The 16764-nt window shown below is 44.8% G+C and carries 7 protein-coding genes; 2 read left to right on the top strand and 5 right to left on the bottom strand.

Going from position 1 to position 16764, the window contains the following annotated elements:
* Positions 1 to 95 precede the first annotated feature (95 nt).
* Positions 96 to 2012 (top strand): TonB-dependent receptor, encoded by a 1917-nt coding sequence (locus tag ACTUJZ_RS13390; protein ID WP_463636840.1) that lies wholly within the window; start codon positions 96 to 98, stop codon positions 2010 to 2012.
* A gap of 26 nt (positions 2013 to 2038) precedes the next feature.
* Here the strand turns inward: ACTUJZ_RS13390 and ACTUJZ_RS13385 are convergent, their stop codons facing one another.
* Positions 2039 to 2587, bottom strand: a complete 549-nt coding sequence (locus ACTUJZ_RS13385; protein ID WP_463636839.1) for a PepSY domain-containing protein — start codon at positions 2585 to 2587, stop codon at positions 2039 to 2041.
* Positions 2588 to 2860: 273 nt separating this feature from the next.
* On the opposite strand from ACTUJZ_RS13385, the gene ACTUJZ_RS13380 reads away from it, so the two are divergent.
* Complete coding sequence (locus ACTUJZ_RS13380) at positions 2861 to 3367, top strand: NAD/FAD-utilizing enzyme (protein ID WP_463636838.1); 507 nt, start codon at positions 2861 to 2863, stop codon at positions 3365 to 3367.
* 346 nt (positions 3368 to 3713) lie between these two features.
* On the opposite strand, the gene ACTUJZ_RS13375 is transcribed toward ACTUJZ_RS13380, so the two are convergent.
* The 4 genes from ACTUJZ_RS13375 to ACTUJZ_RS13360 form a co-directional block, all read right to left on the bottom strand.
* Complete coding sequence (locus ACTUJZ_RS13375) at positions 3714 to 6947, bottom strand: sigma 54-interacting transcriptional regulator (RefSeq protein WP_463636837.1); 3234 nt, start codon at positions 6945 to 6947, stop codon at positions 3714 to 3716.
* 23 nt (positions 6948 to 6970) lie between these two features.
* Positions 6971 to 8752, bottom strand: coding sequence for a two-component system response regulator (locus tag ACTUJZ_RS13370; RefSeq protein ID WP_463636836.1), 1782 nt, complete (start codon positions 8750 to 8752; stop codon positions 6971 to 6973).
* Positions 8745 to 13334, bottom strand: a complete 4590-nt coding sequence (locus ACTUJZ_RS13365; protein WP_463636835.1) for a two-component regulator propeller domain-containing protein — start codon at positions 13332 to 13334, stop codon at positions 8745 to 8747. Before ACTUJZ_RS13365 ends, ACTUJZ_RS13370 begins: the two co-directional genes overlap by 8 nt.
* Positions 13335 to 13429: 95 nt before the next feature.
* Positions 13430 to 16729, bottom strand: coding sequence for a two-component regulator propeller domain-containing protein (locus tag ACTUJZ_RS13360; RefSeq protein ID WP_463636834.1), 3300 nt, complete (start codon positions 16727 to 16729; stop codon positions 13430 to 13432).
* Positions 16730 to 16764 lie beyond the last annotated feature (35 nt).

The raw sequence follows: 16764 nt of genomic DNA, 5'->3' as shown, positions 1-16764 counted from the left end.
GAAAGCTGATTTAGCTGCTCCCTCGCGCGTTCTTCGCCAGTATTCTGAACACGCGGCAGTGATTACTGCCGCGATTTTTTTGTGGTATCCGTGCCATGAGCCTGTTTTTATCTTGTATGTGTGCCTGGCAACCGCTGGGTGTTTTGACCTCATTAAGTTTGTTGCTGTCACCGGCCAGCCAGGCCCAATCCCCGCCTGATAAGCAGGTCGCGCATTATACCGTGACTGCATCACGGCCTTATTATGACCAAACCCTGTCGCGTGTTTTTCCCCAGTATCAGTTTGATCAAAAAAACCTGGTCACGCCGCTGCATACCAACGATGTGCTGCTGCAGTCACCGTCGGTCTCACTAAACGGCCAAGGCGGGCAAATTCAAAGTATCAGCATTCGCGGCTATTCCCGCTGGCGGATTCAGACACTGGTAGAAGGTGTGCCCATTGTGAGCGATCGCCGCGCAGGTTCCAGTGTAGGATTCATGCCGCCTGACTTTATATCCTCAGTGGCTGTGTTGCCTGGCGCAGCGTCCACCTATTTTGGCTCAGGTGCACTAGGCGGTGCGGTTAACCTGCGCCTGGCCGAATCGCCGCAACCGCATATTCGCGTGGGCTATAGCAATAACCAGCCCATGCACACGCTCAGCTACGCCGATGGCACACTTAATACGGATTGGGGCATCACCTATCGCAGTGCTGATAATGGACGAGACGCCGAGGACAACGCTCTGTTCGACCAATTCGATCAAACCGCGCTGTTTGTGCGACACCGGCCTGAAAGCAGCGTACTGAAAGAAGCCTGGTCGCTTTACTCCGATAATAACGACATCGGTAAATCCAGCAGCGATTATCCGGATGACAAAATCACTCTGTACCCGGACAACCGCCACTGGCTGGGGAAACTGGGTTTTGCCACAAACCACTATTCTGGGGATATCTGGTGGCATCAGTCCAGCCTGAGCACTTCGGTAATGCGGCCATTTGACCGCGTGACAAGCAGCCAAAACAAAGCGCTGGATTATGGCTTTGATATAAAAAGCGACAGCGCGTGGCAAGCCTGGCTGTTTAACTGGCAGCTGCAGGTGGCCGGCCGTGAGGGCGTGGTGGCCCACGAACAAGAATTTCAGCTACCGGCTGGAGAGTTCACTTATGAACTGAACACATTAAATGCCAGCGAGATCAATGCTGCTGGTATTATGGATGCGTCACATCAATGGGGGCGCACAGCACTGGCCCTGGGGGCGCGAATAGACTGGCAACGTCAGTCTGATGACAGCGATATGGCTGACCAGACCATAGCAACAAATGTAAGCGGGTATGCCGGGGCAAACTATCAATTGTCGCCCCGCTGGGCCACAAGCCTGTATGTTTCCAGCGCCTTTAGAAACCCGTCGCTGACTGAACGCTTTTTTAGCGGCGAGACGCCCCGCGGCACCGTGCTAGGCGATCCTGAGCTGGATACAGAACAAGCCCTCAATACCCAGGTAACTGTGGCTTATACTGCCAGGCAGCTGCAGGGCTCGGTGGAGCTGTTTTACCAGCAAGTTGACCACTATATCGAGCGTATGATGCTATCGGCAGAGGTTTTGCAGTATGCCAATCTGGCCCAGGCCACCATCACCGGCGCCAGCTACCAGCTCAACTGGCAATCTCAGGATAACACCGTGGATGCAGGGCTTAGTGGCACCTGGATCCAGGGGGAAGATAATGCCGGTAACCCGCTTGCAGATATCCCTGCCCAGACTCAGCGCCTGAACGTGGGCATGCAACAACAAGACATGCGCTTTTTTACGGTGCTAGCCTATCGTGCTGCCAAGTCAGCCTTTGCCGCCGGGGAGCAGGCGCTGGATGATGTGGTTACATTAGACATTGGCGCCCGCTGGCAGGTTAATGCACGGACACAGTTGCAGGCAAGCTGGAGCAATCTTACCAATCAACACTACCCCACCAGCGCCGATGATAAAGCCGCCTTTGCGCAAGGTAAAAGCCTGCAGCTTGCCCTGACCTATCTGCTATAAGCTCTGCGCTGCTAAGTTCTGTGCTGCTAAGTTTTGCTCTGATTAGCAGCCGCGATTTTTTGATACTTATTTTTGCGGTATTTGCTTTTTAAGGTGGTCACCAACATCACCAATCCGGTGACCCACAGGATAAACAGCAAAATGGCCGCGGGCAGAAATAGCCACAATTTTGCCCCTTCAAAAAACCAGCTGCCATCGTGGATGGCTTCGATGGTATCGCTGCGTCGAAAAGCCACCTGCAGCACCTCACCACTTTGTGCATCAAGTTGCACCTCCCAGCGATTCTTTCCCTGCACCTTAATAATGCCCTTGGCAGGGCGAACATCTAGCCGGTCAATATCCTGCCATTCAAGCAAATCTGCCTGCGGTGCCTGTTTGAGGGCATTTAAAATTGCCTCAAAGGTCAGCGACGGCGTATTGTTAGAAGCTTGTTGTGACGGCGGCTGGATCCAGTCAAATTCCTTTTTTACCTGCAACAATAAGCCACTTCCGATGACAATCAGTACTGGTATAAAAATGACCAGCGAGAGCCACAAATGAAAACTTCGGCTGTATTTGCGTAGAGAAACCGACATGACACTGCACTTTAATAATAATAGGTGAACACTTTTGACACTATACGGAATTCCTACAGGCTGTAAAAACACACTGCCGTGCGCTTTACGCACTTAGACGAAAATTACTCATTTGGCCGGTCGTTCCTGACAACGCCCGACCATACAGAACACATTAGATAAATTTAATATTATTACCCCGCCGATTCTAACCCTGTAACCTATACTTACAAATGGATTCCTGCGTTGTATCAGGTTTGGTCTTGCTTGTGAAAAAGACGGTCAGGAGTTGATATGTCACGACATTATTATATCTGTGACGACCTCGACGATTTAGAGGTTGTTGAAAAAGAGCTGGAGCAACAGGGTGTTGCCCGTAGCCAGATCCACGTTTTGAGTGAAAATGATGCAGAAGTGGAACAGCATCATTTGCACGCCATCACGCCATTTTTGAAAAAGGATGTTATCCATTCTTCCGAGCTGGGCGCGTTTGTCGGGTTGGTGGTTGCGGCGGTATTGCTGTTCGTGGCGTATTTTATGGAATTGCATAACTCTGTGGTGGGCTGGTTGCCGGTCATCTTTGGCGCGGCGGTGATCCTTGGTTTTTGCATCTGGGAAGGCGGTCTGATTGGCTTGCAGCTGCCTAATCAAAAATTCAAACGCTTTCAAAAAGTACTTAAAAAAGGCAAGCATGTGTTTTTTGTTGATACCAAAGACGACCAGGAAGCCAACCTAGCCAGCGTGGTAGCCCGGCACCCGCGCATGCGTGAAGTGCCTACCGACCAGGCGGCACTACCATAAATACTTAAGACTAACTTAAGCTAAAAGTTAAACCTTTAATTAAATATTAAGGACGCTCGTTGATAACCTTTACTGCCATCTATGCGGATAGTGAGGGGTTGAATGGGTGTAGCTTTCACAATTTCGATTAATTCGTGAACCGGGAGGTAAGAGATTACCAACTTAATCGTATACATATTTTAAGCGAGTAACTTAAAGCCTAAAGACTAGATACATTTGTCTTAAGAAATGCAGCTTCTCGATAGTAAAACTGAATTCTCTTAGTTTACTTTAATTAAGCCTATGCTGATCTACCGCGTACTACTGGAAGCTGATTAGCATTGTCGGCATGGGTATATGTTTTGTTTCACTCTTCAATGATTCGCTTTAGTTTGCGATAAGTAGGAGGAGAGACAGCAAGAATTTTCGCACCTTCCGCAGCAGATAATTGCAATCGCTCACAAGCTTTAGTCAACAGCCCCTGCATGGTTTCAACCTTATTCGTAATCTGAGGAGTCTCTAGCAACAAGTTTACGGCATGTTCGCTAGCTGCATTAATCTGTTCCCCCGGGGGAGGAGAAGTATCAATCAACTTTTGCCATTTACGCCGGAACGAGCTTTCTGCAATACCGAGCGCAGTGGCTGCACGTAATACAATCTGGTTATGCTGCTGTAAGCAACTTTTCATCAAACTATATTCCAGCCAAGGGGCTATTTGATAACCTTCCGAGCGGCTTAAAGAGACCAGCTTCTGCCATTGGTCAGTATTGGCTACTTCAGAATGCGAAGATTGGTACTGGGGATCAATGCTAGCTTGCGACTGAGCCGAGGGTGGCGGCGTATTAGAGAGGTCTACCGGCAGATGCGGTGATGATGATGATGCAGCCTTATCCATATCATGGTGCATTGTTTTCGTAAAATCCTCGCAGGCCTCGCTAGTAGCTGAAATATTCCCGACCGAGAAATGCGTTATTGGCGTAGACTTAGCCGGTTGTGCAGGTAGGTTTAGTGAAGCTTCTTGGTTTATTCCAGCTGTCTCTAATGGGTATAAACCAAGGTCGGTACAATCTAATAAGCGTGACTGACATAATATGACAGCCTTATGAATCAGGTTTCGGAGCTCCCTAACATTACCCGGCCATTCATATTGATAAAGAGCACACTTGGCATTCTCGCTAAAATCGGCAATTGATTTACTATACTCAGTAGCAAATACATTCAAATACCGCTCAGCCAAGAATAAAATATCGTCTTTTCGCTCACGCAGCGGTAGGCTTTTTAAATTAAATACATTTAAGCGGTAGTATAAATCTTCGCGGAAAAGTCCCTTTTTAATTCGCTCCATCAAATCTACATTGGTGGCGGCTACAAGACGTACATCCACTTTCTTATAGGTGTTACTGCCTACCTGAGCAAACTGTTTTTCTTGGGTAAAGCGGAGAAGTTTAACCTGAGTTTCAATTGGCAGCTCCCCCACTTCATCAAGAAATAAGGTGCCGGTGTGGGCACGTTGAATACATCCGACTGAATCTTTATTAGCCCCGGTGAACGCCCCGCGTTTGTGACCAAATAGCTCGCTTTCAATCAGACTTTCCACCACAGCACCACAATCGAATATCACGAAGGGTTTGTCTTTTCTTTGGCTACGGGCGTGAATGCTTTTAGCAAGTAGCTCTTTACCTGTGCCGGATTCTCCCGTAATCAATACCGTCGCATCAGTGGGCGCCACTTTCTCAACAAACTCTGCCTGCTCAGCCATTTCGCTGGAGGTATACCAGAAGTTGATATTGTCTTGTTCTGTTTTAGTATGCGTAGGAGATTTAGGTTGCGTTAAAGAACTTGCCAGTTGCTCCAGTTTTACGGCGGCAAACTCGGCAATATTATTAAGCATCCGCTGATTTTTTAGGCTGAATGTCTGGTCTGGTCCAAAGGATAACCATAATACTCCCATTGGAGCGAGCGGCCCCTTGATGACTACACAGACTTCTGTACTCTCGCCTAATATTGAAGTAAAACTTGTTTTATCACATTTTTCTTGTTGTACTTCGTACACATACTCTCGCTGATTGTCGGATAATACCACTTCATCTTCATCCAAAGAGCGACGACTGGCGTCCAATCCAATTTTATAATTGAGTTGCGTATTTTTTAGTGCAAAGAATGCAGATTTTTTTAAATTGAGACCAGAGTTGAGATGGGACAGCAAGAATTTCAGAAATTCAATTTCGCTAGTTATTTTTTGTGGGTTATTAAGTATGCTCCATAACATTAGCATTTTCTGATAATCGGTACTTCCAGTTTCAGAAAAGTTTCCACTTATTCGGTCGAAATTACCTATTTGCTGGAGAGCATTTTCCTGCTTCCAGATACGGATTTGATTTCCACCAAGATCCTGAGCCTGTGCGAGGGAATAATTTGCATAATAAAATAATTCTACAGGTGAGTAATTTACAAGTTCGTTATTGGTAGCTAAACCGAAGCTGAATGTTAGGTTTAGTTGGCCGTCATTGAAACCGTGTGAAACAAGTTTTTTCTTTAGAATCTGGACTAGGTTGTCAATTTGGGCTTTGGTAGATTCAGAAAAAAGAACTAGAAAATTTGCACCACCATAATGCGTAGCAAGATCGGTTGGTCGGAGCACTGATTTAAGCTGTTCGCCTATTTCAACTAATACTCTATCACCTACCAACCGCCCATGCCGTAGATTAATGGTATTTAATTGGTCAGGGCTGAATAATAGTGTGCCGGTCGCCTCAATGCGGTGGATATCGATGCCAGTTGTAGAGTCCTTACTACTGACTAAATCTGGTAATGCTCCTAGTGAAGTCAGTTGACGTAAAATACATACTACCCCGGTCTTATTTCCCGACTCGTTAGTGGGCCCAATTATACCATCGACCAGAACACTTTCTTTTTTTGATATCTGCAGGGCAATAGGTTGAATTTTAGTTACCGCCCTAGTATTGATCGCCGCCGAAATAAATTGCTGTGTATGACGGGCGGACAGATCCTGGCGAGTTCTGATCAGGGTATACCACGGTTTACCTTTAATCTGATTTTCATCTACTGAGAACAGCTCACAAGCCTTAGCATTAACATGAGTGATATCCCCTTGAAAATCTAGACAAATTAGGTAATCACCCACACAAGAAAACGCCTTGTCCAGCATATTGAGCTGACTAAAAATTGTTTTCCGGCTTTTAAATTTGTAGCGACTTACCTCCATGGCAACACGAACATCTATCACGCTGGGCGATGGTTGTAGCCAGTAATAAGGTTGTTCAGCATCGTCCTCTATGGGGTCAGTGGGCTGGGGATCGAAATAGATAACCGGGGCTTTCAGGGCTAATGCCTGGGTGGCATATCCGTACTGATCCCCGCATCTATGGGTGTTTATCACTATATAGCTAAAAGATTCAGAGTCAGCCTGTAAACTCTTTAAAGAGTGCTTCCACACGACTACTTCTAACCCACAGTCAGCCAGTAACGCTGGTAAGTCCTTTGCTGAAGCTAAATCATTATCGACTACGACAGCCGTATTTGCAGCATAATTTGTTCGAGGCGTTAAGTTAGCATTTACAACTGAAGGCATATTCAACATTCAAAAACTCTTATGGCCGGCAATTACTTAGCATTGCGTTTAGGCAGCCCGTTTTTTAACAACACGCTGATATCCTCTTTATTCAAAGGCCGGCTGAACAGATAGCCCTGAATTAGTTCACACTCATATTGTTTTAGTATAGCCAACTGTTTTTGTGATTCTACACCCTCTGCTATAACCCCTAAATTCATGGTATTTGCCAATGCCATTATCGCTTTTACAATGGCTTCGTCCTCTTTGTTGTCAGCTAGATCAGCCACAAATGAACGATCTATTTTCAAAGTATCAATAGGAAATTTTTTAAGATAGCTTAAAGAAGAATAGCCTGTACCAAAGTCATCAATTGCTATTTTAATACCCATTTGCTTGAGCTGTCGTAAGCGCAAAATATTTTGCTCTACGTCCGTCATTACAGAGCTTTCGGTCAACTCAAGTTCGAGGTACTGAGGGGGTAAACCAGTTTCCTCTATGATGTCTTTTATAGTTTCGGTTAACGCTGAGCGTTTAAACTGTACACTCGATAGATTTATAGACATGCGACAAGGAGGCAAGCCTTGATCGATCCAGTTTTTTGCTTGCACGCAGGCAGTTTTCATAACCCATTCGCCAATATCGATGATCAGGCCTGTTTCTTCTGCGATGGGAATAAACTCACCGGGCGAAACCATTCCCAGGGTAGGATGATTCCAGCGAATAAGGGCTTCCACACTTGAAATTTGTTCTGTTTTCAAGTCTACCTGGGGCTGGTAATACAATTCAAACTCTTCGCGTACCAAGGCTGTACGCAAAGACTCTTCCAGCTGTAACCGCTCTAAAGCCCGGGCGTTAAGAGAGTCTGAATAAAATTTATAACATCTGCGGCCACGCTCTTTTGCATAATACATGGCTACATCAGCATTCTTCATTAATTCTTCACCGCTATTTCCATCATGTGGATAGACCGAAATTCCCAGGCTCGGGGTTACTACTACTTCATATTGACCTATTTTTATTGGTTTAGATACCGAATCGATTATTCGCTGCGCCACTTGAGCTATATCGCTGGGATCGGTAACTTTGGTGAGCATAACAATAAATTCGTCGCCCCCCAGTCTAGCAACTTCACTGACCTCATCATCACCCGCGTCTCGTGCAATTAGATCGCAGTCTCGTAAATTATTCACCAATATTTTGGCCACTTTAGCCAATAATTTATCGCCAAATTCGTGCCCTAAAGTATCATTTATCCTTTTAAACCGATCCAAATCAATAAACAAAACAGCAATGTGGTGGTTATTGCGTTTGGCAAACGTTAAAAAATGTTGGAGATGCTCCCGAAAGCTTTGCCGGTTAGCCAGGCCGGTCAAATCATCATGATAAGCAAGGTATCGAAGTTGTTCTTCACTGGACTGCAAGTCACGTAGGGCATTGCGCGTACGTAGCATATAGCGAACCCGATGACCCACAATCGGCCACTTTATAGGCTTAGGGAGAAAATCTGTTGCACCAATATCATAAGCACTTTGAATAGAGGCATAATCTTCGGCCCCTGTTACCATCAGAATTGGCACATCTCTGCCTGATTTATGCTGACGTATTTGCTTGCACACTTCTAGCCCCGACATGCCCGGCATTTGTACATCCAAAAGCACAATATCTGGCTGATAGGTAAGATACTTTGAAATAGCGGTATCACCATCTGAAGCATCAATGACCTGAAAATTTTCACTTTCGAGCGTATCGCGCATCACTAATAAGTACGTGGGATCATCATCACAAATAAGTACTTTGGCATTTTCAAACGCGTGGCCAGAAATATTATTCATTAGCATTACTCTCGATTAATTTTAGCGCCCGCACAGTTGATGGGTAATTTGCATCAAATTCATCTAGCCACTTCTTGAAATTATCGGTGTTTTGATCTTTTGCTTCAGTTTCCATTTTACTACATAGTTCCCTAAGCAATTTAGCCCCTACATTCGCACAAAGCGATTTCATAGCATGAGCCACACGATTTACCCCTATGGCATCACTTTTATCTACTAGAGTAGTTAATTCTGTTAATTTTTGTTCCATTTCTTTTTCGAAAGTTGCTAGCACTCGGCAAAAGATATTTCTTCCGGTACTTTTTTCTATCTCTTTGATTGCATCAATAGCACTATGATCAACCAAATCTTTGGGTGAATCTGACGTTGTCACAATGTCATTCAACTGTTGATGTTGGCTGACACCTTCGATCGGCGAAATAGCGTTAGGTGTTTGTTCATATCGGCATTGACTTAGATAGCGGTTTAGCATTTTAAATAATTGCTGTGAAGTAAACGGCTTATTCATATAATCGTTCATACCAGCAGCTACCGCGGCTTCTTCATACCCCAACCCTACCCCTGCTGTTAAAGCCACAATCGTGACTGGTGGGGCTGATACCGTCTCTTCGTGATGTCTAATTTGGCGAGTGGCTTCGAAACCATCCATTACCGGCATCTGACAATCCATAAACACCAAATCATAGTGGTATTTAGTGACTTTCTCCACCGCCGCGCGGCCATCGGGGGCGGTATCAACCTCGCACCCAAACATAGCCAACATGGCTGTAGCGACTTCAATATTGGTTTGGGCGTCTTCGGCCAAAAGAACCTTAGCTCTGAATCGACTCGACTCTTGTAAAGCCTGAGGTTTATCAATTTGTCTTATTGAGGTTTCACCTTCTTTAGAGGCTTGCATCGCTTCAAACAAAGCGGTGCGGCGAACAGGCTTACTGAGAAGTTGTAAATTAGGCAACGCTATGGAATTTTCAAACTCTTCATAGGCGCTGGTCAACACAATGACTTTTAAGCGATGCTGACGCCAGAAATCCTGCCACCGCTCTGTTTTAGCCAAAGTGGAATCGATCAAATAAATATCGTCGTCTCCGGCAGATATTCGAGTAGAGTCTGTGTATTCTTCACTTAGATCTTTGAATCGAATGTTAAGTCTTTCTACCACGTTTATCACCATCTGGCGAACAGCGAGATTAGCCACGATTATATTAACTTTCATTTGGCTAACCAGCGTCAGATCACAGTCATCAGGCTGACTATCTGCAGACGTTATTGGGAACGCAATGGCGAAAATAGTCCCCTTGCCGGGTTCGGAGTCGACACCGATATGACCGCCCATTAGTTCAATAATTTGCTTTGTTATAGATAAACCGAGGCCGGTACCGCCAAATTTTCGGGTAGTGGAAGTGTCCGCCTGTTGAAATGCTTCAAATATCTTAGTTCGTTGTTCTTCGTTCATTCCAATGCCAGTGTCGGCTACACGAAGATATGCACTCTTTCCGTCACTATAGATGGTAATTTCAACTGAACCTGATTCTGTAAATTTAATTGCGTTCGACAATAGATTGGACAACACTTGCCTTAGCCGCAGGGCATCTCCAACAACGTGTCGGGGGCAGTTAGTGTCGATTACGAGGGTAAGCTCTACGCCCTTTTCTTGAGCCCGATTGGAAAATAAAAATGCGGTTTCCTCAATCAAAGCATGCAGATCGAATTCATTTTGCTCTAATTCGACTTTACCTGCCTCCATTTTAGAAAAGTCTAAAATATCATTTATCAGTTCAAGTAGCATACTACCTGCCCGATGCGCTGAACCAGCATAACGCTGTTGTACAGAGCTTAATTGCGAGTTGAGTAATAGCTCACTCATACCCAGAATACTGTTTAGCGGCGTTCTGATTTCGTGACTCATAATTGCCAGAAAATCTTCTTTTGCAGACGCCGCTTTTTCCGCAGCTTCTCTGGCTTGGCTGGTTTCCTGAAATGCCTGCCCTAGCTGTTCATTAGCCGCCCGCAACTGTTCCGTTCTCTGCTGAACATCCTTCTCCAATTGTTGCTGGTATTTCCGTTGCCGAAGACGCTTTTCATTGTGGTGACGCCATATAAATAGCCCCAAAGCCGTTAATACTAATAGGTATGCTAAAAAGGCTTGCCAGCTTCGCCAGACGGGTGGGGAAACCGTAATGGGTATGGTTAATTCGTTTTCGCTCCAAATGCCGTTATTATTAGTGCCCCGAACACGCAGAATGTAGCTGCCGTCCAGTAAATTAGAGAAGGTAATACTGTTGGTGTGCCCAGCGTCAATCCAGCTATCGGTAAACCCTTCAAGTTTATATTGATAGTTATTATCTTCAGGTTTAGTGAAATCTAAAGAAGCAAATTCAAATCCGATAAAAGCATCGTGATAGCTTAATTGCAATTTGCCTTCTTCATTAAGCGCAGCGGCGAGCGGAACTTCCTCATTTAAGCGGGTGTATTTGGTTAGGCGAATAGGTGGCTTATTCGTATTGATAGGGACATCCCCGGGCATGAAAGTGTTGAACCCCCCAGGGCCACCGAAAAAGATCCTACCATCCTTGGATTTATAGTAAGCACCATTATTAAAATCACTACCTTGTAAGCCGTGGGTAGTGTTGAAGTTCATCACTTCCATAGTAGAAGGTGAAACTCTCGACAATCCTTTTGAATGGCTCAGCCAGATATAACCCAGGTGGTCCTCCAGCATTCCATACACCACATTGCTGGGTAATACATCCGGTCTTGAAAAATGTTCGAAACTAGGTTTTCCAGCTGCGAGACTCGCTTTAGTCAAACGCGCGACACCGGCATTGTGCGTAGCAAACCAATAGTGCTCATCGGTTTCAAGCATTGAGTAAATATCATTACTTTCAATGCTTGCTGGATCATTCGGGTCAAATGTAAAATGCTCGAACTTTTGTTGTGCTATGACAAAGCGGTTAACTCCCCCACCATTGGTTGCAACCCAAATATCTTCATTACTGGCTTGCATAATGTCTATTACGCGGTCACTTGAAAGAGACTGTGGATTTTCGCTATCGAATCGGTAAGTATCGAAAGAATAGTTACTCCTGGCAAAGTTGATACCTCCGCCATAAGTACCGACTACAATAGTGCCATCATTCAACTGAGTAATTTTACTTACCGCATTGGCACTCAGGCTTGTACTATCGTTTTCATCGTGCCGAAAGTTTATAAACTCAGAGGAGCCTGCTTTTTGCAGATGCAATCCATTACGCTGGGTACCAACCCACAAGTTGTTCTGGTTGTCGACCAGCAGGCTCATTACTCTATCGCCCTGCAACTTCCCTTCTACCCCAGGCTCTGCTCGAATAACAGTGAGGTTTGATGACTTTGTATCAAATACATTTAAACCGCCCCCCCAAGTGCCCACATACAACGTCCCATCATTATCCATGGCAAACGAGGTTATCACTTCACTGTCCATCTTTGTTCCCACCCCAAAGGAGCGGTTAACAAGTTCAAATGGCTCAATTTCAGCGTTCCAGCGGCTAATTCCCTGATAGGTGCCTACCCATATCACTCCACCGTTATCCTGAAATAAGGACAAGACACGGTTATCCAGCAAGCTATCAACGCGAGTGTTAACATGAGTATGGGCTACAAACCTGTCGTTTTTTTGGTCCAGCTGACAGAGCCCCCCGGTAGTGGCAAACCACATACGTTGCTTGCTGTCTTGAAAAATATCTCTTACCCAATTATCACAAAAGCTACCACTCTGGCCTTCAACAAACATGTGATGGGATTGCACACCGCTATGGGCGTTGAACGTAAACACCCCATTATCCTTCGTTCCCACCCACAGTGTACCGCTGTTATCCATATATAAACTACGAGTATTATCGCTGGGTATTGATAGTTCTGACGTCGTGCTGAAATTAACAAATTGTGTATGCTGAGCACGAAGTAAATTGAGCCCCCCACCCTGGGTCGCCACCCATACCTCGCCTTGACCATCAATTAATATATCTCGGATATTATTGCTACTTAGGGATCCCGGTGTATTTTCTTCGTACTCAATATGTTCAAACGAATTCGATTGAGGTGTGTAAACTGAAATTCCACTAGTTTGCGTGCCAAACCATAAAGTTCCATCGGGAGCTTCGGCTATACTGCGAAATTTACTTCCTTTGAGGTTAGGGAATGCTGGCGATCCCGGTGTATAATTGATAAAGCTATCCGTCTCAGGCACATAGCGACTAACACCGCCGTCCCCAGCCACCCACACGTGCCCTTGACTATCTACGTGTACATTCCATATCCAGTTAAATGCTAGGCTAAAAGGATTGCCAGGTTCATTGTTATAGAACTTTGCATTTTTGCCGTCGAAACGATTCAGGCCGTCTTGTGTAGCTATCCATATAAACCCCAATTGGTCTTGCGCAATATCATTGATGACAGAGTTGGATAGTGTTCGTTCAGCATCTAATTGGGTGAAGTGGAGGATCTGGTCGGAAGACCCATAGATATCAGCACTGGCTGGGCGAAATGCTAATAATAAGTAGAACGCCAAGATTACTAAGATGTTTTTAAAGGTAAATTCAGACATTGCTATACCTACAGGTGGGCTCGGATAGTGTATACACTGCTTTATCGGCGGCAGCTATTATGTTCTTTAACTTTAGTCACTGAAACATGTTATCTCTAACCACTCTTCTGCAAATTGCTAGAAAATCTTTTTGCATAACTGTGGAATTCTACCACTGTTAATTTGTTTGCTTTTGCAAATGCTTTATAGTCCTTGCTAATCAATGGTATGTCTTGTTCGGACAACATCTCTGTTCCCTCTTTTATGCCAGTCCAAGTATCTTTGCCTACGCGCTTTGAGATACGCATGGCTTCGGCAGAAATTTTTTGTACATGCTGCCAATCCATTTTATCGGGGTAGGAGGGATGGAAGGGATACAAAGAAAAGCCGATTGAGCAAGTGATATTACAGAGGGTTCCATTTTTATTTTTAAACGGGTGACTTTTAACCCGCTGCTGTAATCTATCGGCAATGCGGTTCACTTCACGAATATCATCAACTTGACCCACTACAAGAAATTGATCGTCGCCCCAGCGAACTACGGTGTCCGAGGAACGAAAAAAATTAGACAAGATCTTGCCCATTTCTCGAATAATATTGTCGCCGGTTTCTTTATTGTTTCGCTCATTAAATGCTCTGAACTTATCTAAATCCACCATGAGAAAAAAGATTCGAGGACCTATTGAAAAGTCATGATTTTCATTTTTAGAAGCCTTAAATATTTGGCGCTGTATATCTGCAACTTCTTTTTCTAATATACTTAATAAATAAATTCTATTTTTAAGACCCGACAACGCATCGGAAGTGTTAGCGGTGTATAGTTGCTCATTAAGTTCAGTAAGTTCTTTTGTCCTTTTGCTAACTTCATTTTCCAATTCCTGTTGGTACAGCCGAGCCCGATTTAACTTTTTCCGGTAAGCCATAATCAAAAGCATCAGCAAAATTATTGCAACCACACTATAAATTGTATAGGCCCACCACGTTTGCCATATTGGCGGTAACACCTTTACTTTTACAGCAGTCCCTTCGTTATTCCACAGCCCGTCGTTATTGGCAGCCTTGACCCTGAAGGTATATTCTCCCGCTGGGAGGTTAGTATAAGTCGCCTTTCGTACATCACTTGTGTAGAGCCACTCACGATCAAAACCTTCTAGTTTATAGGCATATTGATTATTCTGCGGCTCTGCATAGTCAAGCGCAGCGAATGAAAATGAAACAAGATAATCTTCGTGCTCCACTTCTATGTGGTCGATTTCGTCAAGGCGATCAGATAAAGGAGAACGTTTATTTATTGTAGCGTACTCGGTAATTACCACTGGCGGCACATGAACATTAGGCTCAATTCTTTTAGGATCAAAGGCCGTAAAACCATTGTTCCCCCCAAAGTACAGCCATCCTTTGTCATCTTTAAAATACGCGCCGGAAGCAAAATCATTTGACTGCAACCCATCCTCGGAGTCGTAATTTACGATGGCCAAATCATGGGGGGAAATTTTGGATAATCCACGGTTTGAACTGGCCCATACAAACCCATCTTCGCCTTCCAGTAACCCATACACAACAGTACTGGGAAGCCCGTGACTGCGGCCAATACGCTCGAACCTGTAGTCACCCAACTCCCTATTTTCGGCACGTAAAAGACTGATCCCACCACCTTGTGTTCCAACCCAGATATTGTGATTAGAATCTTCGAGTATGCTCCATGCCTTATCTTCGCTCAACAGACCTGCTTCCATACCTGTTTTAAAAATTTTATAGACTGACAGGTCAGGGTTCAAAACGGTGATACCGCCTCCCCAGGTGCCAATCCATAGCCTTTTGTCATCTGTGATGTATATGTCCATAATTTTGTCACTGCTAAGGGTCTTTTCACCGTCGTCTGTCTGGCGATAATGGGAGACTTCGCTGGTGACCGGGTTTATTAAATTAAGCCCCCCCCCCCATGTACCCACTACCAAATTCCCGTTATCTGTGGCGACAATTTTAGTAATAGCGTCGGAACTTAGCTTTGCTGGCCCCTTAGTATGAGTGGAAAAATGCTTAAACTTGCCGGTTTTAATTGTCAATTTACTTAAACCCGCCCCGCGCGTACCGATCCACACATGGCCAGCGTTATCGCTGTATAGAGACATTACCCTCTCTTCTCGAAGCGCGTTCTCTGCTTTAGCAGTTTTGTCTGGTTGATAGTGAGTTACTTCTCGATTGGAAGCGTGAAGCGCATTTAACCCACCATAGGTTCCAACCCATAATGTACCATCAGGAGTTTGGGCGAATGCATTTACCCCGTTGTTTGATAAACTGAGTTTTCCATCTGCCACCTTTGCAATATGCTTAAAGGACGCAGTAGCCATATTCCACTTATTGATACCGCTATGGCTGCCAATCCAAAGAACGTTTCCCTTGTCTTGGAATAAAGTGTTAACTTTGTTTGAAGAAAGCGAAAATGGATTTTCTACAGCGTGACGATAATGGGCGAAGGCCTTCTCCTGCTCCAGCCAACGATCCAATCCATTATCGGTAGCTAACCAGATAGTTCCATATGAGTCCTCTAAAATATCTCTGACCTGGTTATGACTTAAGGACGTGGGGTCTCCGTTAGAAGCGTGGAAAAAGTCTGCTTTTTGGCGGGTAGGATCGATTATTGCTATTCCTTTGTCATAACTTCCCACCCATAAGCGATTAGTACTATCCACATGCAAGGAGGATATTCTATTAGATGGAATAAGACTGGAATTTTGGGCTACATAGTAATGGGTCACGTTACCTGTTTGCGGATTAAAATTGTACAACCCCCCGCCATCAGTTCCTACCCAAAGTAAGCCATTTCGATCTTCGGTTATTGCGCGTACTTTCAATGGACCCGCCAGTTCTGATGCCGGTGTTGGGGCAACATTGACGCGTTCGAAGTTTTTTTTCCGGGGTAAATACTGATCCAACCCGTTCTCGGTTCCAACCCAAAACCGGTGGCTGGAGTCTAAATACAATACTCGTACTGTATTGCTGCTCAATGTTCCTGGAACTTGAGGAAGATGCTGGTAAGCAATAAAACTATGTTCAGGCTCATCGAACATAGCAACGCCGCCGCCGTCTGTTGCTACCCAGAGATTCCCTTCGCTATCTTCTTGAATATCTGTGATCCAGTCTTCAGGTAACGACTCGTCATTTGCATATTCCTGATTAAACACCGTAAAGGTGTAACCATCGTATCTATTCAAACCCTCCTGAGTGCCAAACCAAAGATACCCTTCCTCATCTTGATAGATACTTTGTACGACCTCTTGGGAGAGGCCCTGCTCTATACCAAGATGCTTAAATCGAACATTAACATCGAAATAACCATGTGCTGAGCTAGATGAAGAAACAAACACTGCCGCTAAAAATGCAACGCTGTAGAAAAATTTCAAGATGTAGTCCATTAGGTAAAACCTGACGCTTAATAACAACTTACCTC

The organism is Alteromonas sp. WD8-37 (assembly GCF_055326825.1).
Note: the sequence above shows the minus strand (reverse complement) of the source record. Positions and strands in the feature narration are given on the sequence as shown.